This window comes from Streptomyces cyaneus (assembly GCF_004028635.1).
GTDB lineage: Bacteria > Actinomycetota > Actinomycetes > Streptomycetales > Streptomycetaceae > Streptomyces > Streptomyces cyaneus.
Window position 1 is genome coordinate 175,064 of sequence record NZ_ML138678.1, and the last position, 25,717, is coordinate 200,780.

Here is a 25,717-nt window from a genome sequence, read left to right on the forward strand (position 1 = left end):
AGTGGAAAGCTCGAAGAACCGCGGGCGTCACCGGAGCCGCCATCGCTGGGGCACCTCCCGGGCGAAGCCTGGGGGAGGATCCGTATGCCCGCGCCCACAGTGACCTCACCGTGCACGGGAGGCAGGATCATGGGCGACAAGGCGAGCGCACACCCCGGAGCCGCCGGCAGGGCTACGGCGGCCGACCACCCCGCGTCCGTACGGAATGTGGTGCTGGTCGGCCACTCCGGATCGGGCAAGACCACATTGGTGGAAGCCCTCGCACTCACGGCAGGGGCGGTGAACCGGGCGGGCCGCGTGGAGGACGGCGGCACCGTCTCCGACTACGACGAGATCGAGCACCGGCAGCAACGCTCGGTGCAGCTCTCCCTGGTGCCGGTCGAATGGGACGGCATCAAGGTCAACCTTCTGGACACCCCCGGATACGCCGACTTCGTCGGGGAGCTCAGGGCCGGTCTGCGAGCTGCGGACGCGGCCCTTTTCGTCGTCTCGGCCTCGGACGGCGTGGACGGCTCGACCCGCATGGTGTGGGAGGAGTGCGCGGCGGTCGGCATGCCCCGCGCGATCGTCGTCACGCACCTGGAGGCCGCGCGGGCCGACTACGAGGAGATGACGCGGATCTGCGCGGAGGCGTTCGGCGGGGACGACCCCGACGCCGTACTCCCGCTGTATCTGCCGCTGCACGGCCCGCAGGGCCCGGACGGGCACGCGCCCGTGACCGGTCTGATCGGGCTGCTGTCGCAGCAGCTGTTCGACTACTCCTCCGGGGAGCGCAAGGGGTCCGAGCCGGGCGAGGACCAGTTGCCGCAGATCGAGGAGGCGCGCAACCGGCTGATCGAGGGGATCATCGCGGAGAGCGAGGACGAGACCCTCATGGACCGGTATCTGGGCGGCGAGCAGGTCGACGTCAAGACGCTGATCGAGGACCTGGAGCGAGCCGTCGCGCGCGGCACGTTCTTCCCCGTCCTGGCCGCCGCCCCGGCCGTCGACGGCGCCCGGCAGGGGCTGGGCACGATCGAGGTGCTGGAGCTGATCACGCGGGGCTTCCCGACCCCGCTGGAGCGCGAGGCACCGCGGGTCACCACCGTCGACGGCAAGCCGCGCGAGCTGAAGCTGTGCGACCCGAACGGGCCGCTGGTCGCGGAGGTCGTGAAGACGGCGTCCGACCCGTACGTCGGCCGGGTGTCGATGGTGCGGGTCTTCTCCGGCACCCTGCGCCCCGACGAGACGGTCCATGTCTCCGGGCACGGGCTGACCGACCGCGGGCACGAGGACCACGACGTCGACGAGCGGATCGGCGCCCTGTCCGCGCCGTTCGGCAAGCAGCAGCGCACCCTCACGCACGCCATCGCGGGCGACCTGGCGTGCGTGGCGAAGCTGAGCCGCGCGGAGACCGGCGACACGCTGTCGGCCAAGGACGACCCGCTCCTGATGGAGCCCTGGCAGATGCCCGACCCGCTGCTGCCGCTCGCCATCCAGGCGCACAGCAAGGCCGACGAGGACAAGCTGTCGCAGGGTCTGTCCCGGCTGGTCGCCGAGGATCCGACGATGCGGCTCGAACAGAACCAGAACACCCACCAGGTGGTGCTGTGGTGCCTGGGCGAGGCGCATGCGGACGTCGCTCTCGAACGGCTGCGCAGCCGCTACGGCGTCCAGGTCGACGTCGTGCCGCACAAGGTCTCCCTGCGGGAGACGTTCGCGAACAAGTCGGCGGGCCGCGGTCGGCATGTGAAGCAGTCCGGCGGGCACGGGCAGTACGCGATCTGCGAGATCGAGGTGGAGCCGCTGCCGGGCGGCTCGGGCATCGAGTTCGTGGACAAGGTCGTCGGCGGCGCGGTGCCACGGCAGTTCATCCCGTCGGTGGAGAAGGGCGTAAGGGCGCAGGCGGCCAAGGGAGTTGCGGCCGGGCATCCGCTCGTCGACATCCGGGTCACGCTGCGGGACGGCAAGGCGCACTCGGTGGACTCCTCCGACGCCGCGTTCCAGACGGCCGGCGCGCTCGCGCTGCGCGAGGCTGCGGCCGACACGAAGATCCATCTGCTGGAGCCGGTGGCCGAGGTGTCCGTCCTGGTCGGCGACGACTACGTCGGCGCCGTGATGAGCGACCTGTCCGGGCGGCGCGGCCGCGTCCTCGGCACCGAGCAGACCAGCGGTGGCCGCACGCTCATCAAGGCCGAGGTGCCCGAGATCGAGATCGGCCGGTACGCCGTCGATCTGCGGTCGCTGTCGCACGGCACCGCACGCTTCAACCGTTCGTACGCGCGGCACGAACCGATGCCGCCGCAGGTCGCCGAAAGGATTCGTGAAGAGGCGCGCGACGCCTCGTAGTTGACCCCCGGCGCCGCCGAGCGGCTTCTCACGGCGGCGCCGACAAGCGGCCTTTGCGGAACGCTCCCCTCCGCGTCGGCGGGCGGCATTGGGCCGTCCGCCGACGATTGTCGGTGGCGGAGGATACGCTGATCAGTGATCAACAGGTGTGCGCAGCACGGAAGTCGGGAAGGCCGCAGAAGCGACAGTGCGGCGATCGGGGGCGGGAATGACCGTTGAGAGCGGTTACGCGGACATCTTCGGTCCGCAGGTTCCGCGCACGGCCGGCGAGGGACAGACGGCGACGTTCGCGCTGGCCTCGGCGGCCTATCGGGACAATCCGTTCGAGGAGATCAAGAAGGCCGACAACGAATGGCATCAGACCGACGTCAAGGAAGGCCGCAAGTGGGCCAAGATCTTCCGGCCCAACCTGGGTGAGGCCTTCTCGCGGGCGGTGGTCGACCGCATGCTCGGCAGCGGCCGCAAGCCGCTCATCCAGTCCTTCGGCACCGAGCCGCAGGTCGTCGTCGACCACTGTCTGGCCGCCAACAACATCCGCAAGGACCGCGACCGGCTACTGAGCGCCATCATGGTGATCTGCGGTGTGCTCTTCCTGCCCGGGCTGCTGATCTGGCTGCTGATCTTCACGCTGCGCACCACCATGACCAAGGGGGACGCGAAGCGGGGCGGTGCGCTGGCCTCGGCGCTGCTCGTCGCGGCGGGCGCGCTCGCCGTGCTCTTCCTGATCCGTATGCCGTTCACCGGCTTCTGGGCCTGGTACGCGCGCGCATCGGTCGTGATGCCCGTGGTCGGCTGGTTCTGGGCCAAGCTGGTCTGCGAGCGCACGGCGAAGGACCTGCGGGAGCGGTGGGACAGCCTGCTGGCAGGCAGCAGCGTCGGCGCGAAGGTTCCGGAGGCGGTGCCGAGCAGCCCCGGTGAGACCGCGGCCGAGCAACTGCGCCAGTCCCTCGCCAAGCTCAGCGCGGAGCAGCAGTCCAACTCCGTGTTCTACGCCGGGCCCAAGGGGATACTCGGCATGGGCACCCGCTGGGGCAGCTGGCAGCTGGCCGAGAACCTGGTTCCCGCCCACGCCGACCGGGAGATCCACCCCTTCCGCAGCTGGGACGTCATCCGCGCGATCCATGACCAGCTGCGCATGCTGGAGCGCGGTCCGTTGAACACCGGCGGTTTCCCGAAGCCCTCGATACGGCACTGGATCGTCACGCCGATCGCCGAGGGCGCGAAGGCGGTGTCCCGGCCGGAGGGCACGGATGTCGACGCGTACCAGGTCAAGCAGCACGCGATACAGGACATCTGCAACAAGCAGCAGTTCGGCAGCGGTGACCGGCACTACCTGGGCGTCCAGTGGACGCTGTGGGACGGGCAGTTGATCATCACCATGCTGATCACGGTGACCGTGCTGCACGAGACGTTGCGCATCGAGGTGACCGGCCATGCCCTCGGCCCGGTCAACGGACTGTTCACCACGAAGCCGGAGGCGCCGTCGAAGGAGGTCGCCAAGTCGCTGAAGCCGTGGGAGACCCGCAAGGTGAGCCTTCCGCTGGTGAACACCGACGAGGTGGTACGGCTGGCGGTGCGGGCCCCGATCTCCTGGTATCCCCCGCTGCTGAACTGGCTCGGCGGGACGATAGGTCTGCCCGAGCCGTTCGGGCTCCGGCACGCGTGGGCGGATCAGCCGTGGCGACACCGCTTCATGGCCGACGACGCGCTGCGGGCCGCCACGCCGGTGCTGCGGGTGGTGCATGCCGCGGCGATCAAGGTGCTGGACGAGAACGGGGTGGACACGGAGAAGTTCGGTACGCGCTCGGCGTTCCTGAGTACGGCTGTGCAGGACGCGTCGCCGAGGAAGGCCGACGTGTACGACGCGTAGGCTTCCGGCGGTTGAGCCGTGTGAGGTGGGTCTGGGTGGCCTTCCCTGGGGGCTGCGCCCCCAGACCTCCCTTCGGCCTGAACGGCCTCGTCCTCAATCGCCGGACGGGCTGATCGGTGTCGCCCCCGGCCGAGACATCACGCCGTCGGCCACGCCTCCGCCAGCATCTTGCGCGTGTCCGCCAGCAGCTGCGGCAGCACCCGTGTGTGGCCCACCACCGGCATGAAGTTCGTGTCGCCGCCCCAGCGCGGGACGATGTGCTGGTGGAGGTGGGCCGCGATGCCGGCGCCGGCGACGGAGCCCTGGTTCATGCCGATGTTGAAGCCGTGGGCGCCGGACGCGGTCCGCAGGGCCGTCATCGCCTGCTTGGTCAGGGCGGCTAGCTCGATGGTCTCCGGCTCGGTGAGGTCGGTGTAGTCGGCGACATGGCGGTAGGGCACGACCATCAGATGGCCGCCGTTGTACGGATACAGGTTGAGAACCGCGTACACCTGCTCACCGCGCTTGACGATCAGCCCGTCCTCATCGGACTTGGCCGGGATCGAGCAGAAGGGGCAGCCGTCGTCGGCTCCGGGGCCGGTCGGCTTGTTCTCACCCTGGATGTAGGCCATCCGATGGGGCGTCCACAGGCGCTGGAACGCGTCCTGGATCCCCACTCCCCACTGCTGCTCCGGCTCACTCGTCATGCGTGCAGCATATGGCTTCGTCCGTTCGCGGCGTGTCGCCGGGGCTGGCACCCGATCGCCCCGGGCCAAGCTGGGCCGGTGGACGATGACAGTCGTTTGGCCCGCTGGCGGCGGCACACCGAGATCGCTCTCTTCGTGGCATCGCAGATCTTCCTCGCCTCCTACGCGGTCCGCGTCCTGGGCCATGGTCATCTGTCGGAGGCCGAACTCGACCTCTGCCTCGCGCTGATGTTCGCCGCGTGGGCCATGTTCGGCTTCGACTACGCCGTGTGCTGGCGGCTCAGCGGGCAGCGCCTAGCCTTCGTACGGACGCACCTGCTGGACACCGTGGTGCTGGTGCTGCCGTTGTTGCGGCCGCTGCGGGTCGTGAAGGTGTACGAAGCCGTCCAGCGCCGGCACGGACGGCCCCGGCTCTCCCTGCACGCGCGCGTGATCGTCTACGCCGGGCTGTCCACCCTGCTGCTGGGCTTCACCGGCGCCCTGGCCGTCTACGACCAGGAGCGCGGGGCGCCGGGCGCGACGATGCGGAGCTTCGGGGACGCCGTGTGGTGGACGTGCTCGACCCTCGCCACGGTCGGCTACGGCGACGTCACTCCCGTCACGTCGCGCGGGCGGGTGATCGCCGTCGGGGTCATGGCCGTGGGGCTGGGCCTGCTCGGGGCCGTGACCGGCACGTTCGCCTCATGGCTCCTGCAGGTCTTCTCCCACGAGGACGACGAAAGGCCCCCGGGAGGCTGAACTCCCCGAGGGCCTTCGTCACATACGAGCGTCAGACCTGCGCCCGCTCCTCGACCACCGTCGCGATCTTCGCGATGGCCTCGTCGAACGGGATGCCGTTCTCCTGCGAGCCGTCGCGGTAGCGGAAGGAGACGGCGTTGTTGGCCATGTCCTCGTCGCCCGCGATGACCATGAAGGGCACCTTCTGCTTCTGGGCGTTGCGGATCTTCTTCTGCATACGGTCGGAGGAGGAGTCGACCTCGACCCGCAGGCCCTTCTTCTTGGCGGCCGCGGCGAACTTCTCCAGGAAGTCCACGTGCCCGTCGCCGATCGGGATGCCGATCGCCTGGACCGGGGCCAGCCAGGCCGGGAAGGCGCCCGCGTAGTGCTCGAGCAGAACCGCGAAGAACCGCTCGATGGAGCCGAACAGCGCGCGGTGGATCATGACCGGGCGCTGCTTGGAGCCGTCCGCGGAGGTGTACTCCAGGTCGAAGCGCTCCGGCAGGTTGAAGTCGAGCTGGATGGTCGACATCTGCCAGGTGCGGCCGATGGCGTCCTTGGTCTGGACGGAGATCTTCGGGCCGTAGAAGGCGGCGCCGCCCGGGTCCGGAACCAGGGGCAGGCCCTGCTTCTCGGCGACCTGGCGCAGCGTCTCGGTCGCCTCCTCCCAGACCTCGTCGGAGCCGACGAACTTCTCCGGGTCCTTGGTGGACAGCTCCAGGTAGAAGTCGGTCAGGCCGTAGTCGCGCAGCAGGCCGAGGACGAAGGTGAGCGTCTTGTCGAGCTCCTCCGACATCTGCTCGCGCGTGCAGTAGATGTGCGCGTCGTCCTGGGTGAAGCCACGCGCACGCGTGAGGCCGTGCACCACGCCGGACTTCTCGTACCGGTAGACGGTCCCGAACTCGAAGAGGCGCAGCGGCAGTTCACGGTAGGAACGCCCGCGCGCGTCGAAGATCAGGTTGTGCATCGGGCAGTTCATGGGCTTGAGGTAGTAGTCCACGCCCTCGTCGAGCTGCATGGGCGGGTACATGCCCTCGGCGTACCAGTCCAGGTGGCCCGACGTCTCGAAGAGCTTCCCCTTCGTCGCGTGCGGGGTGTAGACGAACTCGTAGCCCTCTTCCTCGTGACGGCGCCGCGAGTAGTCCTCCATGACGCGGCGGACGATGCCGCCCTTGGGGTGGAAGACGGCGAGGCCGGAGCCGATCTGCTCCGGGATGGAGAACAGGTCGAGCTCGTTGCCCAGCTTGCGGTGGTCGCGCTTCTCGGCCTCGGCGAGGAAGTCGAGGTAGCCCTTGAGCTCGTCCTTGGACGGCCAGGCGGTGCCGTAGATGCGCTGGAGCATCGGGTTCTTCTCGCTGCCGCGCCAGTAGGCGGCGGCGTTGCGCATCAGCTTGAACGCCGGGATCGCACGGGTCGACGGCAGGTGGGGACCGCGACAGAGGTCCTTCCAGCACAGGTCGCCGGTCTTGGCGTCCAGGTTGTCGTAGATCGTCAGCTCACCGGCGCCGACCTCGACGTCCGCGCCGTCGTCGGACGAGGCGGAGCCCTTGAGGCCGATCAGCTCCAGCTTGTAGGGCTCGGCGGCGAGCTCCTCGCGGGCGGCGTCGTCGGTCACGACACGGCGGGCGAACTTCTGCCCCCGCTTCTGGATCTCCTGCATCTTCTTCTCGATGGCCTTGAGATCCTCGGGCGTGAACGGCTTCTCGACGTCGAAGTCGTAGTAGAAGCCGTCCTTGACGGGCGGGCCGATGCCCAGCTTGGCCTCGGGGAAGAGCTCCTGCACGGCCTGCGCCATCACGTGCGCGGTGGAGTGGCGCAGGATGTTGAGGCCGTCCTCGGAGGAGATCTCGACGCCCTCGACCTCCTCCCCGTCGACGAGCACGTACGACAGGTCCCTGAGCTCGCCGCCCACGCGCGCGGCGATGATCGAGCGCTCGCCGCCGAAGAGGTCGGCGGCCGTAGTCCCCGTCGTCACCACGCGCTCTTCCCGCTCGGAATCGCGTTGGATGATCACACGGACGTCTGACACCGGTCTCTCCTGACTGAAGGTGGGGTGCGGCGCCATACCAGGAGCGCGCGCATTACGCGATCGTACCGACCCCGGACGGCTGACCGCGAAACGGTCACATCAGCGGTCAGCCCTCCGCTGGGAGTGCCGTCATGGGGTCGTCGGTCGTCTGCAGCGTCGTCGTGGCTGGTCGCGCCCACGCGGCGGAGCCGCACACTGATACAGCCCCGCGCCCCTTCGGGCGCTGCGACCGTCCCCCTTCAGTCCCCGCCGTCCTCTCCCCCACACGCCTCCTCGAAGAAGTCGAGGTCCTCCTGCAGCGACTTCATCAGCCGGTCCCTCTCCGCCTCGTCCACCTGTACCGGTACGACCCCGGAGGCCCCGCTGACCTTGCGGAAGCCCCCGCGGCTCTCCAGCCGCCCGTGCACCCGCACCGGCAGCCCGACGAGGTGTGCGTGCCCGGCGATGCGGTACGCCTCTTCGTCCAGCGTCAGCCGGACGTGCGGAATCTCGGCGCCCGCGAGGACGCGCAGCCGCACGGTGCCCTCCCCGCGCGGCCCCGACCTGCGCATGCGTACGACCGCACCGGTGATCCGCACCGGCACGGACGGCTCCTCGTGCAGATAGCGGGCCCCTGCCTCGCGCAGCACGGGCAGGTCGCCCGGCGAGAACTCGACGGGCTCCACGCCGGCCGCGCAGTCCTCGGGCACGCCGGCCGCGGGCGCCCACTCGACGGCGATGCGTGCGCCCTCGGTACCGCGGACCAGGGCGATCAGCGCTTCGGTGAGCTCGCGGCTGACGCCCGCCTCGACGGCGCCGTCGAAGGCGTCCATGCCGCCGGTGGCCCGCTGGTAGTCGATGGCCTCGCGGGCGGCGTACAGAGCCTGGTGGAGGCGTACGGCGAGCGGGCGCCCCGTGGCGACCGGCACGAAGGCGGCAAGGCCGGGGCCTGAAGCCGCGGAGCCGACGAGGACGTTCTCCAGCATCGCAGCGGCCGAGCGGCGGTGCCGGGCGCCGTAATAGCCGGCACGCGCGCGTGTGGCGAGCGCCGCGGCGAGGAGCATCTGGCGGGCGGCGGTGCGCAGTTCCTCCTCGACGGTCCAGGGCGCGGCCCCGGCCGGCCCGCTCGGCGCGTCCCGCCACCAGCGGACCTCGTCGCTGGGCACCGCCAGCCCGATCAGCACCTCGCGCGCGGAGGGCATGCCGCTGCGGGAGAGGGCGTCGAGCGCCTCGCCGAGCAGGTCGTCGCTGTCGGGGAAGGCACGGGACTCGGGGACGAGCAGGCTCGTGCCGTTGCCGCCCGGTCCGGGCGGGGTCCAGCGGCCGTAGCGCCCGGCCGCTCCCCCGCGTCGCTGCCAGCCGTGCCGGTGCAGCAGGGCACTGAGCACGGCGGGGTCGACCTCGCCGGGCTCGGGGGGACGGTCCCAGGACGCTTCGACCGGGTGCGGCCGCGCTGGTCGTACCGGTTCCTCCAGGGGGCGGTGCGTCATGGTCTGCCTCCCGTCCCGACCCGCGTCATGATCTCGCAGAGGGCCCGGTCGTCGAAGATGCGTGAGGTCGGTATCCGCACGCTGGTCCGGCGCCGGCCGGTGATCGCGTGGCCGGCCAGGTTGACCCAGTAGCAGCAGTGCCGCAGATCGAGCCGGTCGTGGCCGGCGCGCAGCCACTGTTCCTGCGACCGCGGAACGATCATCACGACCAGGATCTTGTGCACCGAGACCGGGGTGCGGGCGAGCTTCGCCAGGTGGTCGTTGTCGAGGGTGAAGGAGAAGAAGCGGCCGGGCGGGTTCGGCGCGAGCTGGTACGTGGCCTTGAGCTGGACCTTGATGGTGACCTCGTCGTCGACCGTGTGGCCGGGCGCGCTGTGGCTGACGTGCCAGTCGATGCCGTTGTCCGGAAACGGCTGCGACAGGGAGCACCCGGCAGCCGCCGCGACGGCGTGCAGATAGCCCACCTGCAGTGTCTCCATGCAGGCGGTAGTGGCGAGTGAACCGCGATGGGGGCCCGTTCGTTCGGGCAGCAGCCCGCCCCGCTCGGGCTGCGCTATCGCCATGACCAACAGCCTTCCAAGCAAAGTGAATCCCCGCGCCGGGCCGCTGAACTGCAGCGACCCGCACTCCTGTTGTGTCCTTCCGGCGTACGGCGCAAACGGCCCGGGTATCACCAAACGGGCAGAAGACGGTGCGTCAGCTGCCAAGGGTGAACGAGGGGTTGTGTAGGTATGGCGTGCTGGTATGAGGGCCCGCTGGCGGCATTCGACACAGAGACGACAGGCGTGGACGTCGAGACCGACCGGATCGTTTCGGCGGCCGTCGTCGTCCAGGACGCCCCGGGCACCCGGCCGCGGGTGACCCGGTGGCTGGTGAACCCGGGTGTGCCGGTGCCGGAGGCGGCGACGGCGGTGCACGGACTGACGGAGGAGCATCTGCAGCGCAACGGCCGCTGGCCGGCGCCGGTGATGCATGAGATAGCCGAGGAACTGGCCGGACAGGCCACGGCGGCCCGGCCGCTCGTGGTGATGAACGCGCCGTTCGATCTGACGCTGCTGGATCGCGAGTTGCGCCGTCATCGCGCCTCGTCGCTGGACCGCTGGTTCGAGACGACGCCGTTGTTGGTGCTGGATCCGCGCGTCCTGGACAAGCATCTGGACCGCTATCGCAAGGGTCGCCGCACCTTGACCGACCTGTGCGCGCACTACGGCGTCACGCTGGACGGCGCGCACGACGCGGCGGCCGACGCACTGGCCTCGCTGGAGGTCGTACGGGCCGTGGGGCGCCGTTTCGCGGCCAGGCTCGAGCGCCTGTCGCCCGCCGAACTGCACACGCTGCAGGCGGTGTGGCACGCGGCACAGGCACGCGGGTTGCAGGCGTGGTTCGCGCGCAGCGGCGTCGAGGAGGCGGTGGACCCGGCGTGGCCCCTGCGGCCGGACCTGCCGGCGGCAGCCGCCTAGGTACGCGAGGCGAGGCGCACAAAAAAGCCGGTCCGCTGCTGCGGACCGGCCTTTCCCGGTGGGCGATACTGGGTTCGAACCAGTGACCTCTTCGGTGTGAACGAAGCGCTCTCCCACTGAGCTAATCGCCCGGGAACGGACTGAACAATACAGGTCCCCGCGCGTTTCCTTCAAACCGCTTGATGACCGTCTTAATGAGGGCCTTGCCGGCGGCCGGCCAAGTACGCCACCAGCCCTCGCCGCCCAGCCCGCATCATCAGCCAGTGGTTGGCGCGGAAGACGGGCCGCCCGGGCACGGCGAACCGCCTCAGCAGCGGCTTGTTCACGTCGACGACCTGCTCGTAGCGGGCGATGCTCCCGGTCCCCTCCGCAGTGAGGGTCCAGCGCGCCCAGCCGTCGATGTCCCCGGACATGGCGATCTCCAGCACTCCCGCCTCCCGGTCCCGCCGCACCTCGCGTGCGGTGAAGACCATGTCGTACGGCAGGACGGAGCGGATCGTGATCACTCCGGTGGTGTCACTGAGTTTGGTCACCGCACGCACCTGCGGCCACCAGCGGGGGTAGTCCTCGGCCTGTTCCAGCACGTCGTAGACAGTGGCGGGCGGCGCGGGCAGGGCCCACAGGCTGCGGAAGCGGTAGTGGCTCCAGTCCATGGGCCGAGTGTGCCCGACCGGCGCGTTCGTGCGGTACATGAGTACGTTCTGAGTACGCACACTCATGCCGTACGGCGTGACGCGGACCACACTCCAGGCATGACGCACTTTCCGCCACCGGCCGAGGAGTTGCGGCTCCTCGACCTCGAGCTGCACCAACTGGACGCCCGCCGGGCCCAGTTGATGCACCGTCGGGCCTGGCTGGTCACCGCGCTGCAAGCGGCGACGGCCCAGTCGGCCCCGGCCCCCTTCGCGCCCCCGCGCCCCGAGACCTCGGCACCCCGGGTCCAGAACGTCCTGCTGGTGCTGGGCGGTGTCCTGCTCACCATCGCCGCGATGGCGTTCACGCTGGTCAGCTGGGGGCACATGGGGATCGCCGGGCGGGCCCTGGTGCTCGGCGGGGTCACGGTGGCGGTGCTCGCCGCGCCGGTGCCGCTGCTGAAGCACGGGCTGCGGTCGACGGCCGAGTCGGTGGCGGGCCTCGGGCTGGCGTTGACCGTGCTCGACGCGTACGCGCTGCACGAGGTCGGGTTGGCCGACGTGGACGCCGTGGGCTACGTCGCGGCCGCGTCGGCGGTACTGGCCGCCCTGTGGACGGCGTACGGCCTGCTGCCGCGCACCTCCGAGCTGCGTCTGCCCCTGCCCGCCGCACTGGTCGCCGCCCAACTCCCGCTCACCCTGTGGGCGGTGGCGGCCGACGCGGGCCTGTACGGGATCACGGCCGCCGTGCTGGTGACGGCCGCGTTCGACACGGGTGTGGCGCTGCGGGTGCCTGCCGGGTCCGTACGGATCACCGCCGTGATCGGTGCGTACGGCATGGGCGCCTGGGGTGTGTGGGCCGCCGGCTGGCTGTCCTGGACGGCCACCGGCCCGAGCGCCGCCGCCCGTGCGGCGGCGCTCCTCCTCTTCGCGGCGGGCATCGCGCTGACGGCGGCCTGGCAGCAGGTCGCCGAGAAGCAGGCGGGCGGCCTCGCCGTCGCCGCCGGTCTCCTCACGGTCGCCGCGCTCGGCGGCACGGCCCGCTCCGTGCTGCCGGACGCGTGGACGGTCCCGGCGTATCTGGCGTGCGGGATCGCGCTGCTCGCTGCGGTACGGGTGGAACGGCTGCCGGAGACGGTACGGCGCGGGTTCGCCCGGGCCTCCGCCGCCGTACAGGGGCTTGCCCTGCTGTGGACGCTGCCCCTGGTGGGGATCGCGCTGCTGGGTCCGGTCACGTGGGCGGAGCGGGTGTGGTCCGGGGCGCCGGGTGGCGTACGGGAGGCGGTGACGGTCGGCGCGCCGTGGCCGTCGGACGCGGAGACGGTGCCCGTCGTCCTGGCGGTTGTCGCCGTCGTCCTGCTCCTCGCGGCGCGTGACACGCTCTGGCGGCCTCGGGCCCTCACCGGTGCGCCGGCACTGGCCTGGGCGACGGCGCTGGTCCTTCCGGCGGTGCTCGAAGTCCCCTATGCGGTGGGCCTGGTGGCTCTCGGCGCCACGACGGCCGGCGCCCTGGCGGCAGCGGCTTGGATACGGCTGTCCGAGCGCCCGGAGACGGAGAAGCCCTCGGCTCCCCCGACGACGGAACCGACCCCTGCGGAGCCGATCACTGTCGACTTCCCCACCCCTCGAACGACCGCCCTGGTCCTGGCCCTCCTCACCTCCCTCCCCTTCGCCTTCCTCTCCCTGGCCACCGAGGCGGCCACCCTCACCGTGCTCACAGCCCTGACGGCGCTCTTCGCGGCAGCCTCCTGGAAGCCGCACCTCGCCCCGGTCACGGCCCCGACCGCGCTCGCGTACGCCACCGCGCTCGCCTGCGCGACAGGTGCCGCGGCCGGCTGGGAGCCGCAGTACACCGCCCTGCTGGTCCTGGCGGTCCCGACGGCCGCGGCGCTGCTCGCGGCACGGCTCGGTGACGCCCGGGGGACGGCGCCGGTCGAGGTGGCAGGGGCGCTCGCCGGACTGCTCGCCGTCGGACTGGCCGCGGTCTCGGCCGACCTGCCGATGCTCGCCCTGGTGCTGGCGCTCTGCGGTCTGATCACCGCCGGCACGGCGATCCGCGCCGACCGCCGCCCCGTCGCCTACGCCTCCGGCGCGCTCTTCGTCCTGGCCGCCTGGGTGCGTCTGGCGGCCTGGGACATCGGGACGCCGGAGGCGTACACGCTGCCGGTCACCGTCCCGGCCCTGCTCGTCGGCGCCCTGCGCAGGCGCCGCGATCCGCAGGCCTCGTCCTGGACGGCGTACGGCCCCGGACTCGCCGCCACCTTGGTGCCGAGCCTCCTCGCGGCCTGGAGCGACCCGCACTGGACGCGCCCCCTGCTGCTGGGCCTCGGGGCCCTGGCGGTCACCCTGCTGGGCGCCGGGCACCACCTCAAGGCGCCGCTGCTGCTCGGCGGCACGGTGCTGGCCCTGGACGCCCTGCATGAACTCGCCCCGTACATCGTCCAGGTGACCGACGCACTCCCCCGCTGGGTGCCGCCGGCCCTGGCCGGCCTGCTGCTGCTCGCGCTCGGAGCGACGTACGAGCAGCGCATCAGGGATGTCCGCCGAGTACGGGACGTCTTGACGAGGATGGAGTGAAGCGCCCCTGAAAGGGGCGCGGGGAACTGCGCGACCAGCCCCATCGGACCCGCAGTTCCCCACAACCTGCTACGGCATCCTGTCTCCCAGCAACGCCAGGTTCTCGATCGCGGCGAGCCCGTACAGCGCCGTGTCGTTGGTGGACACCCAGCTCGCCTCACTGCCCGGAACCAGCGCGGCCGGACCGCTCAACTCCTCCGTCTTCCACGGCGCCGACTCCTTGTACCCGTCGGAGTTGTAGAACTTCTCCCACGCCCGCTTGGCAAGCTTCTCGTCCCCGGTCTTCACAGCCGCGTACGCGTCAAGCCGCGAGTGCCCCTGGAAGAGCAGCAGGCTGCCGAAATTGGAGCCATAGCGCGCCGCCTGCTCCGCCTTCGTCGCGTTGAAGTAGCGGCAGTAGTCGAAGTACGCCTCGTTGAACTTCGGCATGTCGACGAGGTCGATGAGCTCGGCGCACAGCTCGTTGAGACCGAAGACGGCGGAGAGGTGCGAGACGCCGACCACCGGCTTGTCCGCGATGGCGAACTTGCCCGTGTCGAGGTCGTACAGGCCGGTGCCCTGCACGAAGCCGTTCGGCTGGGCGGCGATCGTCTCCATGGTCGACAGCACGCGTCCCTTGGCCTTCTCCCACTTGGGCCCCTTGCGCTCCCACTCCGTCAGCCACGCCGAGACGAGCCCGCTCCAGTCCGTGCCGAAGCCGATCGACAGCGCGTGCCGGTCGGGCGTGTACGGCTCGGTGCGGATCTTGCGGATCGGGTCGAGGACGAGGAACGTCTCGTCGGAGTCGACGTTGGCGTGCATGAGGTCGCCGACGCGTTCGTCGGCGGTGAGGAAGTAGTAGTAGCGGCGGTAGGTGGTGTTGGCGATGCGTTGCTGCTTGGCACTGTCGGCGTAGTGCTGGACGCCGTGCCGGGTGCCGAGCCCGGCCCACTTCCCCAGGTGATAGACGTCGACCTCGCCCGTGTGGCGGGTCATCGCCTCGGCGAACCGGAAGATGTCCGCACGGCCGGAGCGCAGATACGCGAACCACAGCCAGAGGTCCGGCGAGAGCTCGGAGTTGTCCCAGGCGTAGCCGCCGATGTCGTAGCGCCACTGGTGCCTGACGGTGTCGTAGGTGTGCATGATGTCGCCGTAGTCCCAGAAGCCGTACCAACGGCGCATCTCCACCTGGTCCTTGTAGTAGGTGAAGAGGAAGTCGAGGTGGTCCTCGATCTTGGCCTTGGCCGGGGTGGAACGGTCCGGCTCGGAGTACAGCCCCGGACCGAAGACCTTGGCCTTGATGAGCTGCTTGGGTGGGGCGGCGAGCTGCGGCAACACCCGTACGGCCTCGATCTGCTCGGCCAGGGCCTGTGCTGAAGGCGTCGACTCGTTGGCCCAGAAGAGGAGTTCGGAGGTGCGGGCGATGCCGTAGGGCGTCCCGAACTCCGGCTCGTAGTCCTCGTAGGTGATGTTGAGGCCCTCGAGCTGCTCGGGGAAGGTGTCCTGGCCCATGCCGTCGTGGTAGAAGCGCAGGTCCATGGGCTGTGCCTCGGGCGACCAGAGCCACATGGTGACCTCGGCCTCTTCGGTGTGGGCGTCGCGGATGTCGAGCTGGGCGGGGAACTTCTCCCAGAAGTCCCGCAGCCCGAAGGAGAATCCGCCGCTGACGCCACCGACGTATCCGAAGCCGGATGCCCGCTTGCCGCCGCCGGCGCCGATCCAGCCGTGGCCCTTCTTGGTCCTCTTGCGCAGGGTGAAGCCGTCGGCGGACAGCTGGGAGAGGGTGTAGTCGCCCCACTCGGGTATGTACTGCAGCCGGGTCGTCACCCGCTGGTCCCAGGTGGACGGATTGGGCAGCTTCTGGCCGGCGAACTGCGCCGCCTGCACGGCCGCCCCCGGGTCGCGGCGCAGTCCGGTGATGCCCTTGACGGCCTCGCGGAGCATGCCGGTGCCCTCGCCGCCGATGCGGATGTGGCGGTCGTAGGACGCGTCGCGCATCGGCACGGTGAAGCGCACGCCGATACCGCGGATGAAGTCGCCGCTGGCCTTGCCCGGCTCCTGGGTGCCGTCGTAGGTGACGGTGTGCACCATGCGGAAGGAGTCGGCGCCCGCGTAGAAGTAGAGCCGGATGGAGAAAGGCAGCCAACTGCGGCTGCCCTTGCGGTGCTTGCCGTCGATGCGGACGACCGCGCGGACCGGGCCCTCCTGCTCGACGGTGACGTCGGAGATGGCCCCCTCGAAGCGCTCGGTCTTGACCGCGCCCTGGTCCTCGTCCTCGATCTCCGGCTGGCGGATGAGCACGAGCCGGCCGTTCTTGGCGATCTCGGTGGAGCCGCGGGTGACCGACTTGATGATCGTGGCGCCGGACTTGCCGATCTTCGCCGTGATGACGCCGGTCGAGACGTCGATGGTGCCGCCGCTCTTGTCGACGGTGACCTTCTTGTCCGGTACGGCGGCCTCGCCGGCGGCGAGGGTGAGCTTGCCGGTGCCCGAACTCACCGCGTGGGCCGTCCACTTGAGCGAGCCGTCCGGCCAGTAGGCGATCGGCCAGGACTGCACGGGCACGGACTTGCCGTCGGCGTCCGTCACCGCGAACGCCTGGCCCTCCTGGTACGCGCCCTTGGGCCACGGCACACCCAGGGTGGAGCCGGGCGCGGCGCCCAGGCCGCCGTCCTCCAGCCAGTCGAGGGTCACGGGGTCGGCATCGGCGTCGGCGGCTCTCGGCGCGGCCTGCGCGTCCTTGGCTCCCAGTGCCCAGCTGAACTGCGCGGCGGCACCGGCGACGGCGGCCGCCTTGAGGATGGACCTGCGGGGGATGGGGGACATGGCCTTTCCTTCCGTGCGGGATGCAGGGGGTGGGCAGGGGCATGACAGAGAGAGGTACGGCGCCCGGGGCACCGACCTTGTGTGACGGGCACCGCCTCTCAGCGCTGCCGGTACCGCTCCTCCACGGCGACGGCGGCCGCCGCGATGGCCCCCAGGACGGGGACGGCCAGCGGTGCGATGAACGCGGCGGACAGGGCTACGACGCCCAGCCCGCCGACGATCAGAAAGGACCCGGCGGGATCGAGCACGGTCCGGCGACCGGCGTCCGCGAGCAGCGCCCGCCAGGACGCGCCCGGCGTCCAGACGGCCGCCGCCCGCAGCAGGGCCACGACCAGTCCGATCAGGGCGAGGATCCCCACGGCGCCGACGAACGGCCCGCCGGGAATCCCGGCCCGCGCGGCCAGGACGTCCACCCAGACCGCCGCGGCGGCCGCCCAGCCGGCGAGCCCGACGACCCACCCGCCGCGCACGGCCGTGCGGAAGTCCGAGACGAACTCCCGCCAGCCGCCGTCCTCATGACGGGTACGTCGCTGCAGATGCCGTGCGCCGGCGGCGAACGCGGCGGGGTAGGTGACGACCCCGAGGCAGGCCACGGCGATCCACACGCCGGTGAGCAGAGCCTCGGCGAAGACCGCGAAGCGCTCGCCGAACACGGACTCCCTGCGCGAGGAGCGGGCCTTCACTCGTGCTTGCGCCATGACCGCCTCAGCTCCCTCACTTCAGTCCGGACGTCGCCATGCCGTCGATGAGGTAGCGCTGGAAGGCCATGAAGAAGGCGATGACCGGGATCAGCGCCACCAGCGACATCGCGATCATGCTGCCGTAGTTGGAGATGCCCTCCTGGTCGCGGAACATCATCAGGCCCAGCGAAACGGTGTACTTCTCGGGGGTGTTGAGGTAGATCAACGGGCCCATGAAGTCGTTCCACGCGTTGATGAAGGTGAAGATGGCGCTGGTGATGAGGGCGGGACGGGTAAGCGGCAGCACGATGGACCAGTAGGTCCTCAGGTGACCGCAGCCGTCGAGCTTGGCGGCCTCGTCCAGCTCGCGCGGCAGCCCACGCATGAACTGGACCATGAGGAAGACGAAGAACGCCTCCGTGGCCAGGAACTTGCCCGCCACGAGCGGCACCAGGGTGTCGGTGAGTTCGAGGTTGCGGAAGAGCACGTACTGCGGGATGAGCAGCACGTGATACGGCAGCAGCAGCGTGCCGATCATCAGCGTGAACAGCAGGTTCCGCCCCGCGAACCGGATCTTGGCGAAGGCGTAGGCGGTCAGCGAGCTGGACACCACGACACCGGCCACGGCGAGAACCGCGTACATCAGCGAGTTCAGGAAGAAGCTGCTGATGGAGATGCCGGAGATGCCGTCGGCGAGCCCGGAGAAGTTCGCCCAGACCGGCTCTGTGGGCAGCAGGTCGAGGCTGGCGATGATGTCCTTGCTCGGCTTGAACGAGGCGCCGACGACCCAGATCACGGGATACAGGACGACCGCGAGGACGGCGAGCGCGCCCAGGTGCCAGGCGATCGATCCGGTGCGCCGCCGCTCGCTCGCGGTGCGTACGACAGGGGTGGTGGCACTGGTCACTTGGCGGCCTCCTCGTAGTGCACCCACTTCTTCTGCGACCAGAACAGGACCGCCGTGACGAGCGCCACCGCGATCACCAGCGTCCAGGCCATCGCGGAGGCGAAGCCCATCTGGGCCTCCTTGAAGCCCTTCTGGTAGAGGTAACAGGTGTAGACCAGCGTGGCGTCGGCGGGTCCGCACCGGGTGTCGGAGACGACGTAGGCGGAGCCGAACACCTGGAACGCATGGATGGACTCCAGCAGCACGTTGAAGAACAGCACCGGGGAGATCATCGGCAGCGTGATGTTCCAGAACCGCCGGAGCGGACCGGCTCCGTCCACCTCGGCGGCCTCGTACAGCTCCCGCGGGACCTGCTTGAGACCGGCCAGGAAGATGACCATCGGCGCACCGAACTGCCAGATGCTCAGGGCCACCAGGGAGTAGAGGACGTAGTCCGGGTTGCCGATCCAGCCTCCGACGTCGAGACCGAAGATCTTCTGCGAGCGATCCACTATGGCGTCGTCCGAGAACAGTGCCCGCCACACGAAGCCCACGGACACGCTGGCGCCGATGAGCGAGGGCATGTAGAACGCGGCCCGGTACAGACCCTGCCCGCGCCGCTTCTGCGCGAGCAGCAGCGCGACGCCGAGCGCGAGCAGCAGCTTCAGCGGGGTGGCCACGACGACGTACTTCAGCGTGACCTCGACCGACTTCTGCCAGCGCGGGTCCTGGAACATCGTCGTGAAGTTGTCCAGCCCCACCCACTTGGGCGGCGTGAACAGGTTGTAGCTGGTGAACGCGTAGTACAGCGACGCGATCATCGGCCCCGCCGTGAGCAGCAGGAACCCCGCGATCCACGGCGACATGAAGAGGTAGCCGGCGAGGTTCTCGCGGCGCCGCCCGCGCCGCCCGGCGGCAGGAGCGGCGGACCGCTTCTTCGCCGGGCGCGCGGGCGCTTCCTTGACGAGCGTCATGGTGGTACGTCCCCTCAGCCCGCGAACGCGGCCTTGGCCTCGCTGAACAGCGCTTTGGCGGCGTCAGCCGGCTTGGTCTTGCCCTGGGTGACCTCGCCGCCGAGGCGCAGGAAGGCGGCCTCGATGACATCGGCGCCGGACGGGTGCGGGGTGATCTTCCCGAGCACCCCGGCCTTGGCGACCTCGTCCTCGTAGGCCGCGACGCCCTTGTTGTTGGCGTCGGTGGGCTTGAACGCGTCGTACTGCTCGGTGGTGGCGAGGATGCCGCGGTCGTAACCCATGATCTTGCCGACCTCGGGGTCGTGGACCATGAAGTCGATGAACTGGGCGACTTCCTTGGGGTGCTTGGTCCCGGAGAAGGCACTGAGCATCAGCGAGCCGAGGTACTGGCCGGTCTGCTTGCCGTCCGTGGTGGGGATCGGCGCGAGCCCGTAGTCCGACTCGCCCTCGCCCTCGTAGCGGATGGAGAAGTTGTCCCAGGTGAACTCGGACGCGGCGAGCCCCGCCGAGAGAGCGGACTTGGGCTTGACCTGCTCGACCTTCTTCGGGTCGGCGATGAGCCCGGATCTCACGCGCTTGTAGCCGTCCTCCCACCACTGCGTCAGATCGTCCTCGGTGAAACCGAGATCGGAGTCGGTGAAGAAGGCCTTGCCGTTCTGACGCAGGTACAGGTCGTAGAGGTACATGATGCTGCAGTAGCCGGTGTCACCGGCGATCTTCAGCTTGTCCTGGATCGTCTGCAGCGCGTCGAAGTACTCGTCCCAGGTCCAGCCGAACTTCGCCTCCACGCCCGCCTTCTTGAAGGCCTTGACGTCGATGACGAGTGCCATGGTGTTGGCGCCGACGGGTATGCCGATCTGCTTGCCGTCGACCTGACCGTTCGCCAGAACGCCGTTGCGGAAGTTGTCCAGGCTCAGATTCCCGGCGTCCGCCTGGGTCTTGAGATCCAGCAGAACACCGCGCTTGTCGTACTTGCGCAGGAAACCGACCGCATTCTGGAAAACGTCCGGCGGATTCCCGCCGGAGGCCTGGGTCTGGAACTTCTCCCAGAACGCTTCGTAGTCGGTGAATTCAGGCTTGATCTTGATCTTCGGGTACTTCTTCTCGAAGAGCGCGATCGTCTTCTTGATGGCGATGGTGCGCGGCTCGCCACCCCACCATGCGTAACGGAGTGTCACGGTCCCGTCTCCGGAACCACTGTCGCCGCCGCATCCGGTCGTCGCAGCGAGCCCGAGCGTGGCCGCCGAGGCCCCGGCCACCTTCAGGATCGTACGCCTCTCAACATTCCTGCTGGTTCCCATGGTTGGGCCCCCTCCCCGCAGCGTCATTGCCGCCTGCATGAATCGTTTCAAGTAAGCGCTTGCTGGCACAAGCTACGAGGGGCCTCGGGGTGCGTCAATGATTCGGACAGGAATTTCTTGTGGGTTTGCGCGGCGAGTTGACGACGCGTGAGGGCGGGCCGGTCGGGTCGGCGGCTCGATGCCGCAGGTGAGAGGCGCGCGGTCGGTGGATCGAACGAGAAGTGGGCTGCCGTACGTCTGTGCCGGTCGGCCGAAAATCGTCCGGTCGCCGGTGAGTTGACGAGGCGCCATCTCTACTGGCCTCTACTCGCCCCGAGGCGGGGACTGGGCCTTACGAGGCGTCACCCACAAGGCGGGGGTTAGATGAGTTGCGCCCCCCTCGGCCGCACGCCGGGGAGCCTCCCGCCCGCCGGGCCGACTTCCCGCCCGCACACAGGAACAGCACCCGACCGCACCGCCGGAGGGCTCGCTCACGTGGACCGCCGCACCCGGAAACGACGGCGGCCCGCCTGCACAGTCGCAGGCGGGCCGCCGGATCCGGGTGGGCGATACTGGGTTCGAACCAGTGACCTCTTCGGTGTGAACGAAGCGCTCTCCCACTGAGCTAATCGCCCGGACGCAGGAAGAACATTACCCCATGTCAGGGGGTGCGTGTGACCAGCGCGAACCCGCACCGGCCGACGCCCGCACCCCCGTCGCGGATCACTGGTCCTTGATCTTCCAGGGCATGACGATGCCGAACTTCCACACGTAGATGCCGACGAGCACGGCAATGATCACGAGGCCGATCGACGTCAGGATGATGTTGCGGCGGCGCACCTTCGGATCGAGGGCCTTCTGGGCCGCCTCGGTGACCTTGCGCTTGGTCCAGCGCAGCACCAGCTGGGCCCAGACGAACTCGGTCGCCCAGACCGCCATGCCCCCGAAGATCACCACCCAGCCCGGACCGGGCAACGGCAGCATGATGATGCCGACGACCACTATCGCGAGGCCGATGATGAAGATGCCCACCTGCCAGCTCAGGTGCAGCACACGGCGCGCCTTGATGAACTCCGGCGCTCTCGAGCCGAGGCCCTGCTCGCTGTCGCCTTTCACACCATCCACTTCGGTCTCGTCAGCCGCCATGGCAACCCCGCCAGGCTCGTTACTCCCCGTATTCATACGGCCAAACCCTACCGGACGGAAACCAGTCACCGGAATGGGCGTACCTCGCGAACGGGTTCTCGGCCGGAAGAGTTACGTAAACACACGCAAAACACTCAGAGGGGTTTACAACGGCACCGTAGGTGGCATGTCGATTTCGCCGACGTGCGAATCCCCGAGCGCACACTGAGCGAAAGGCCCTGGCGCTTATGAACACCACGGTCAGCTGCGAGCTGCACCTGCGCCTCGTTGTGTCGAGCGAGTCCTCCCTGCCTGTCCCCGCAGGCCTGCGGTACGACACGGCCGACCCCTACGCCGTGCACGCCACCTTCCACACCGGAGCCGAGGAAACCGTCGAGTGGGTGTTCGCCCGCGACCTTCTTGCGGAGGGCCTCCACCGACCCACCGGAACCGGCGACGTCCGCGTCTGGCCGTCGCGCAGTCACGGCCAGGGCGTCGTCTGCATCGCCCTGAGCTCTCCGGAGGGCGAGGCGCTCCTCGAGGCCCCGGCACGGGCTCTGGAGTCCTTCCTGAAGCGAACGGATGCCGCTGTGCCGCCCGGCACGGAGCACCGGCATTTCGATCTCGACCAGGAGCTCTCGCACATCCTGGCGGAGAGCTAGGGCGAGGCCCCACAAAGCCGCCCGGCGCCGTCGACTCGGGGAGACGGCTCGGGCCAAGACAACTGCATACGGCACACAGCAGCGCCGTCTTCGCTCCGCGGGGGCGGCGTTGGTGTGCTCTGTGGGAGGGGTGGGGGTGGGGGCTGTGTGGCGCGAGGGTGGCTTCGGGCCCGGCCCGGGCGGAGGCCGGCCCCGGCCCGGCCTGTTCGCGCCCCGCCCGTCCCGTCCTGGCTCGGCTCGCTCGGCGGGAACCGTCGGCGCCGTTGTGGCGTTGTATTCGAAGCCGCGTGCGAGCGCGGCCGGTGTGGGGGCCCTGTGAGCCACTACCATCGGCCAGCATCGGCGGGCACCCCGCCCGACCCCCCAGGCCAGGGAGCGAAACGTGCTGATCACCCATGACACCCGGTGTGCGCTCGATGCCGTGGTGGATCTGGTGAACACCGCACCGGATGACGACGGGACTCCGGACAGGCTGCCGGACGTCGCGGCTCTCGGGGATTTCGTACGAAAGCACGAAATCAGCGATGTCGGGGTTCTCTCGGAGTTCGATCTGTCGGCGGTGCGCAAGGTGCGGGGCCGGTTCGCCGCGATCTTCGCGGAGCCGGACGCCCGACGCACGGCCGGGCTGATCAACGAGCTGGTCGCCGCCGCGGGCACCACCCCCCGCCTCACGGACCATGACGGCTACGACTGGCATGTCCACTACTTCGCCCCCGGTGCCTCCGTCGCCGACCACCTGGCGGCCGACTGCGGCATGGCGCTGGCGTTCTTCGTGGTGGCCGGGGAGCAGGAGCGGCTGCGGCGCTGTGAGGCGCCGGACTGCCGGCACGCCTTCGTGGATCTTTCCCGCAACCGTTCCCGGCGGTACTGCGACAGCCGTACCTGCGGAAACCGTCTGCATGTGGCCGCCTACCGGGCGCGCCGCAAGGAAGCGGCCGGCTGAGCGGCAGCGGTTGGTCGTCGGCGCTTGGTGGGCGGCGCCTGGTTACGGACCGACACGACCCGTCTGTCGACGCGGGCCCCGGCGGGTGGCGCCGGGGGCCGCGGGTACGGCTCAGAGCAGCAGCAGATCGTGCAGCGCAGCCATGAGCAGCAGACACCCGATCACCGCAAGGAAGATCATCAGCGGTGGCTGGGAAAGGGCGAAGAGGCACCCGCGAGGCTCGTCCTGAGGTGACGCGGCCTCGCTCTGTGTCGTGTCCAGCATCTCTCGGCGATGATGGCGCAGTTGCCCCTCGCCGCGCGATCAACACGCCCGGAATGAGCGGGAGTTCGCCGGATTCCGCGATGTCCGGTTCGAGTCGTGATCGTTTACGGCCGGGCGGCGACCCACTGTGTCGTTTCAGTCCGACATGCGGGCGTCATATGCCGTGCTTCTTGAGGATGGCCTCGATGTCGCTGAAGTCGTCGCCGGCATCGGCTCGGGGTGCGGTCTTGGGCCGGGCCGCCTGACGGGAGCCCGGTCCCAGCGAGGGCGCCGAAGCCGTGGGCGCCACCGCCTCGCTCCGTCCCGCGGCGCGGGCCTCCTTGCGCTCCTTGCGGGTCCCGCCTCGGCGGCGCTCCACCGCGCGTGTGCTCGCGAACAGCAGCCAGGACAGGCCGAGCACTCCGAAGCCCGCCCAGGCCGTCGGGCTGAACGCGGTGTCCGCGAGCCACTCGACGACCCCGGTCATCACCAGGCCGAGGGGCACCAGGGAGTACGCGACCATGCGCGCGGCGGCGAGGAAGCGCTTGCGGTACGCCGTGACCGCCGCGATGCCCAGGCCGGCCGCGGCGACGGCTGAACAGACGGTCTCGGCAATCATCCGGTCCTCCAGGCAGGCTGGGTCGGGTCAGGACACTTCGTCGCTTCCATCCTGCACCGTGGCACACCCGCCCGGCCATGCCTGGGCCGGACATCAGGGACATCTCCGGGTCGCCTCCTCCGCAGGTGCCGGTACAGAGGTGCCGGTACACAGGTGCCGGTCACAGTCGTACGGCCAGGGCCGACGGGCACGAGCCCAGGGCCGACGGCCGCCGAAGCACCAGGTCGGATTGGGTCGTCCGCGCCGGTGCTGGGAGACTGGGCCCATGAGCGACTCCTCCCCCGACCGCCCCGCCGCCCCCGTTCTCGACGTCTGGTGCGAGCTGCAGTGTCCCGACTGCCACAGCGCCCTCGACGATCTCCGTGCCCTGCGCGCCCGCTACGGAGACCGGCTGGAGCTGCGGCTGCGGCACTTCCCGCTGGAGAAGCACAAGCACGCCTTCGCCGCCGCGCAGGCCGCCGAGGAGGCGCTGGAGCAGGGGCAGGGATGGCCGTACGTCGAGGCCGTGCTGGGCCGGGTCGAGGAGCTGGACCGTAAGGGAGAACCCTTCCTGGTCGAGGTGGCCAGGGAACTCGGCCTGGACGCCGAGGAGTTCGACACCGCGCTGATCGACGGTCGGCACATCCTGATCGTCGACGCCGACCAGGCCGAGGGCAAGGCGATCGGCGTGACCGGCACCCCGACGTATGTGATCGGCGGCGAGCGACTCGACGGCGGCAAGAGCCAGGAGGGGCTGCGCGAGCGCATCGAGGAGATCGCGGACCGGCTGCTGGCCGAACAGAGCGCCTGATTCTCGACCGGGGCCTGAGCCGGGTTCGCCCGCGATCTTCGACCGCCGGACTGCTACAGCAACGTCTTGTACATGGCGTACTGCCTCGTCTCGTAGCCGAGTGACTCGTAGAGCCGCTCGGCAGGGGTGTTGCCCGCGAAGACATTGAGGCCGATGCCCCGGTGCCCCGCGGCGATCGCCTGGGCCTCGGCCAGCAGCATCAGCGTGCGGCCGTGTCCCTTGCCGCGGTGGGCCGCGTCGGTCTCGACGTCGAAGACGTAGGCGCCGCCGTTCCGCGCCGCCACCCACAGCGTGCCCACCGGGGTGCCCTCGTGCTCGAGGACGCTCAAGAACGCATCCGGGGTGCGCAGCCCGTCCGGCAGCAGCGCGGCGTGGTCCCGCTCGGACTTGGCCCGGGCCTCGGCCTCCGGGACCCCGCGCTCGGCCCAGCTACGGATGTAGCCCTCATGGCTCTTGTCCAGCCAGGGCCCGTACTCGGCCTCCGTCATGGGTCGGGCCCGGCTGCCCGGAGGCAGATCGGGCGGCGTGTCACCGAGCGCCTTCTGCATGCCGCGGTTGCGTACGACGTAGCCGAGCGCCGTGGCGAGACGCAGCGCCGGTGCGGCGTCACCGGGGATCGTCACCTCTACGCGCCGGCAGCCCCAGCCTCGTGCCACCTCCTCCGCGGCGAGGGCGGCCACCGTGCCGCGGCCGCGGCGCTGGTCCGGTTCCTCGATCCGCAGCTTCATTATTCGGGCCACCGCGTCACCGAAGACGGGATGGGTGCCGAGGCGAAGGGCGCCCACGGGACGGCCGTTCACACACACCTGATAGCGGCGCGACCGGGTCCCGTCCTCGTTGTGCTGAAGCGGCTCGGTCGGCCGCAGGGTCGTGGTCATCAGGGACGTTCTACCCGCCTCGACGCCCGAGGACAGCCGAATTTCCGCGACCGTTCCGTTCACC

22 protein-coding genes and 2 tRNA genes are annotated in these 25,717 nt (G+C 70.0%); 8 read left to right on the forward strand and 16 right to left on the reverse strand.

All coding sequences use genetic code 11. From position 1 onward, the window contains the following. The first annotated feature begins 129 nt into the window (after positions 1-129). On the forward strand, positions 130-2,328 hold the full coding sequence (locus EHO50_RS00800) for an elongation factor G-like protein EF-G2 (RefSeq protein WP_128428908.1): 2,199 nt from the start codon (positions 130-132) through the stop codon (positions 2,326-2,328). 208 nt (positions 2,329-2,536) lie between these two features. Then, complete coding sequence (locus tag EHO50_RS00805; RefSeq protein WP_128427840.1) at positions 2,537-4,198, forward strand: hypothetical protein; 1,662 nt, start codon at positions 2,537-2,539, stop codon at positions 4,196-4,198. 137 nt (positions 4,199-4,335) lie between these two features. Here EHO50_RS00805 and EHO50_RS00810 read toward each other — a convergent pair whose 3' ends face one another. After that, the gene (locus EHO50_RS00810) at positions 4,336-4,884 is read right to left on the reverse strand and encodes an HIT family protein (RefSeq protein ID WP_128427841.1); all 549 of its coding nucleotides are present in this window, start codon (positions 4,882-4,884) and stop codon (positions 4,336-4,338) included. A 78-nt stretch (positions 4,885-4,962) separates the two neighbouring features. Between EHO50_RS00810 and EHO50_RS00815 the strand changes: the two genes are divergently transcribed. Beyond that, complete coding sequence (locus tag EHO50_RS00815) at positions 4,963-5,622, forward strand: potassium channel family protein (protein ID WP_128427842.1); 660 nt, start codon at positions 4,963-4,965, stop codon at positions 5,620-5,622. A 31-nt stretch (positions 5,623-5,653) separates the two neighbouring features. Here the strand turns inward: EHO50_RS00815 and thrS are convergent, their stop codons facing one another. The 3 genes from thrS to EHO50_RS00830 form a co-directional block, all read right to left on the reverse strand. Then, on the reverse strand, positions 5,654-7,630 hold the full coding sequence (thrS, locus tag EHO50_RS00820) for a threonine--tRNA ligase (RefSeq protein WP_128427843.1): 1,977 nt from the start codon (positions 7,628-7,630) through the stop codon (positions 5,654-5,656). 239 nt (positions 7,631-7,869) lie between these two features. Further along, the gene (locus tag EHO50_RS00825; RefSeq protein ID WP_128427844.1) at positions 7,870-9,099 is read right to left on the reverse strand and encodes a hypothetical protein; all 1,230 of its coding nucleotides are present in this window, start codon (positions 9,097-9,099) and stop codon (positions 7,870-7,872) included. Next, entirely contained in the window at positions 9,096-9,662 is a 567-nt protein-coding gene (locus EHO50_RS00830; RefSeq protein WP_062707797.1) for a DUF4365 domain-containing protein, read from the reverse strand. Before EHO50_RS00830 ends, EHO50_RS00825 begins: the two co-directional genes overlap by 4 nt. Before the next feature lie 168 nt (positions 9,663-9,830). Here EHO50_RS00830 and EHO50_RS00835 point away from each other — a divergent pair, with 168 nt between their 5' ends. Then, positions 9,831-10,559 carry a 3'-5' exonuclease gene (locus EHO50_RS00835; protein WP_128427845.1) on the forward strand — a complete coding sequence of 243 codons (729 nt, stop codon included), beginning with the start codon at positions 9,831-9,833 and terminating at the stop codon, positions 10,557-10,559. A gap of 59 nt (positions 10,560-10,618) precedes the next feature. On the opposite strand, the gene EHO50_RS00840 is transcribed toward EHO50_RS00835, so the two are convergent. Further along, a tRNA-Val gene (locus EHO50_RS00840) sits at positions 10,619-10,690 on the reverse strand. A 60-nt stretch (positions 10,691-10,750) separates the two neighbouring features. Continuing rightward, complete coding sequence (locus EHO50_RS00845) at positions 10,751-11,212, reverse strand: SRPBCC family protein (RefSeq protein WP_128427846.1); 462 nt, start codon at positions 11,210-11,212, stop codon at positions 10,751-10,753. 99 nt (positions 11,213-11,311) lie between these two features. On the opposite strand from EHO50_RS00845, the gene EHO50_RS00850 reads away from it, so the two are divergent. After that, complete coding sequence (locus EHO50_RS00850) at positions 11,312-13,768, forward strand: SCO7613 C-terminal domain-containing membrane protein (RefSeq protein WP_128427847.1); 2,457 nt, start codon at positions 11,312-11,314, stop codon at positions 13,766-13,768. A gap of 69 nt (positions 13,769-13,837) precedes the next feature. On the opposite strand, the gene EHO50_RS00855 is transcribed toward EHO50_RS00850, so the two are convergent. The 7 genes from EHO50_RS00855 to EHO50_RS00885 form a co-directional block, all read right to left on the reverse strand. After that, complete coding sequence (locus EHO50_RS00855) at positions 13,838-16,573, reverse strand: exo-rhamnogalacturonan lyase family protein (protein WP_128427848.1); 2,736 nt, start codon at positions 16,571-16,573, stop codon at positions 13,838-13,840. Between the two features lie 98 nt (positions 16,574-16,671). Next, entirely contained in the window at positions 16,672-17,271 is a 600-nt protein-coding gene (locus EHO50_RS00860) for a hypothetical protein (protein ID WP_128427849.1), read from the reverse strand. Between the two features lie 16 nt (positions 17,272-17,287). Next, positions 17,288-18,160: a carbohydrate ABC transporter permease gene (locus EHO50_RS00865; RefSeq protein WP_128427850.1), complete on the reverse strand. Its 873-nt coding sequence runs from the start codon at positions 18,158-18,160 to the stop codon at positions 17,288-17,290. Continuing rightward, complete coding sequence (locus EHO50_RS00870; RefSeq protein WP_128427851.1) at positions 18,157-19,113, reverse strand: carbohydrate ABC transporter permease; 957 nt, start codon at positions 19,111-19,113, stop codon at positions 18,157-18,159. Before EHO50_RS00870 ends, EHO50_RS00865 begins: the two co-directional genes overlap by 4 nt. Before the next feature lie 14 nt (positions 19,114-19,127). Further along, complete coding sequence (locus EHO50_RS00875; RefSeq protein ID WP_128427852.1) at positions 19,128-20,414, reverse strand: ABC transporter substrate-binding protein; 1,287 nt, start codon at positions 20,412-20,414, stop codon at positions 19,128-19,130. A gap of 542 nt (positions 20,415-20,956) precedes the next feature. Further along, positions 20,957-21,028: transfer RNA gene (locus EHO50_RS00880), tRNA-Val, on the reverse strand. A gap of 88 nt (positions 21,029-21,116) precedes the next feature. Continuing rightward, positions 21,117-21,575, reverse strand: a complete 459-nt coding sequence (locus tag EHO50_RS00885) for a TIGR02611 family protein (protein WP_128428909.1) — start codon at positions 21,573-21,575, stop codon at positions 21,117-21,119. Between the two features lie 191 nt (positions 21,576-21,766). Here EHO50_RS00885 and EHO50_RS00890 point away from each other — a divergent pair, with 191 nt between their 5' ends. Both EHO50_RS00890 and EHO50_RS00895 read left to right on the forward strand, forming a co-directional pair. Further along, on the forward strand, positions 21,767-22,180 hold the full coding sequence (locus tag EHO50_RS00890) for an SsgA family sporulation/cell division regulator (protein ID WP_004002642.1): 414 nt from the start codon (positions 21,767-21,769) through the stop codon (positions 22,178-22,180). Positions 22,181-22,562: 382 nt separating this feature from the next. Continuing rightward, positions 22,563-23,123 (forward strand): CGNR zinc finger domain-containing protein, encoded by a 561-nt coding sequence (locus EHO50_RS00895; RefSeq protein WP_128427853.1) that lies wholly within the window; start codon positions 22,563-22,565, stop codon positions 23,121-23,123. A gap of 111 nt (positions 23,124-23,234) precedes the next feature. On the opposite strand, the gene EHO50_RS43850 is transcribed toward EHO50_RS00895, so the two are convergent. Together EHO50_RS43850 and EHO50_RS00900 are read right to left on the reverse strand one after the other, a co-directional pair. After that, positions 23,235-23,387, reverse strand: a complete 153-nt coding sequence (locus EHO50_RS43850; RefSeq protein ID WP_164904719.1) for a hypothetical protein — start codon at positions 23,385-23,387, stop codon at positions 23,235-23,237. 154 nt (positions 23,388-23,541) lie between these two features. Continuing rightward, positions 23,542-23,985 carry a hypothetical protein gene (locus EHO50_RS00900; RefSeq protein ID WP_128427854.1) on the reverse strand — a complete coding sequence of 148 codons (444 nt, stop codon included), beginning with the start codon at positions 23,983-23,985 and terminating at the stop codon, positions 23,542-23,544. Between the two features lie 265 nt (positions 23,986-24,250). On the opposite strand from EHO50_RS00900, the gene EHO50_RS00905 reads away from it, so the two are divergent. Beyond that, on the forward strand, positions 24,251-24,775 hold the full coding sequence (locus EHO50_RS00905) for a DsbA family protein (protein ID WP_181449533.1): 525 nt from the start codon (positions 24,251-24,253) through the stop codon (positions 24,773-24,775). A gap of 53 nt (positions 24,776-24,828) precedes the next feature. Here EHO50_RS00905 and EHO50_RS00910 read toward each other — a convergent pair whose 3' ends face one another. After that, positions 24,829-25,653 (reverse strand): GNAT family N-acetyltransferase, encoded by an 825-nt coding sequence (locus tag EHO50_RS00910; RefSeq protein WP_128427856.1) that lies wholly within the window; start codon positions 25,651-25,653, stop codon positions 24,829-24,831. Positions 25,654-25,717: the final 64 nt, after the last annotated feature.

Coding starts and splice junctions, on each gene's coding strand:
- EHO50_RS00800 (WP_128428908.1), top strand. CDS start 130: ATGGGCGACAAGGCGAGCGCACACCCCGGAGCCGCCGGCAGGGCTACG.
- EHO50_RS00805 (WP_128427840.1), top strand. CDS start 2,537: ATGACCGTTGAGAGCGGTTACGCGGACATCTTCGGTCCGCAGGTTCCG.
- EHO50_RS00810 (WP_128427841.1), bottom strand. CDS start 4,884: ATGACGAGTGAGCCGGAGCAGCAGTGGGGAGTGGGGATCCAGGACGCG.
- EHO50_RS00825 (WP_128427844.1), bottom strand. CDS start 9,099: ATGACGCACCGCCCCCTGGAGGAACCGGTACGACCAGCGCGGCCGCAC.
- EHO50_RS00830 (WP_062707797.1), bottom strand. CDS start 9,662: ATGGCGATAGCGCAGCCCGAGCGGGGCGGGCTGCTGCCCGAACGAACG.
- EHO50_RS00835 (WP_128427845.1), top strand. CDS start 9,831: ATGGCGTGCTGGTATGAGGGCCCGCTGGCGGCATTCGACACAGAGACG.
- EHO50_RS00845 (WP_128427846.1), bottom strand. CDS start 11,212: ATGGACTGGAGCCACTACCGCTTCCGCAGCCTGTGGGCCCTGCCCGCG.
- EHO50_RS00850 (WP_128427847.1), top strand. CDS start 11,312: ATGACGCACTTTCCGCCACCGGCCGAGGAGTTGCGGCTCCTCGACCTC.
- EHO50_RS00855 (WP_128427848.1), bottom strand. CDS start 16,573: ATGTCCCCCATCCCCCGCAGGTCCATCCTCAAGGCGGCCGCCGTCGCC.
- EHO50_RS00860 (WP_128427849.1), bottom strand. CDS start 17,271: ATGGCGCAAGCACGAGTGAAGGCCCGCTCCTCGCGCAGGGAGTCCGTG.
- EHO50_RS00870 (WP_128427851.1), bottom strand. CDS start 19,113: ATGACGCTCGTCAAGGAAGCGCCCGCGCGCCCGGCGAAGAAGCGGTCC.
- EHO50_RS00875 (WP_128427852.1), bottom strand. CDS start 20,414: ATGGGAACCAGCAGGAATGTTGAGAGGCGTACGATCCTGAAGGTGGCC.
- EHO50_RS00885 (WP_128428909.1), bottom strand. CDS start 21,575: ATGAATACGGGGAGTAACGAGCCTGGCGGGGTTGCCATGGCGGCTGAC.
- EHO50_RS00890 (WP_004002642.1), top strand. CDS start 21,767: ATGAACACCACGGTCAGCTGCGAGCTGCACCTGCGCCTCGTTGTGTCG.
- EHO50_RS43850 (WP_164904719.1), bottom strand. CDS start 23,387: ATGCTGGACACGACACAGAGCGAGGCCGCGTCACCTCAGGACGAGCCT.
- EHO50_RS00900 (WP_128427854.1), bottom strand. CDS start 23,985: ATGATTGCCGAGACCGTCTGTTCAGCCGTCGCCGCGGCCGGCCTGGGC.
- EHO50_RS00905 (WP_181449533.1), top strand. CDS start 24,251: ATGAGCGACTCCTCCCCCGACCGCCCCGCCGCCCCCGTTCTCGACGTC.
- EHO50_RS00910 (WP_128427856.1), bottom strand. CDS start 25,653: ATGACCACGACCCTGCGGCCGACCGAGCCGCTTCAGCACAACGAGGAC.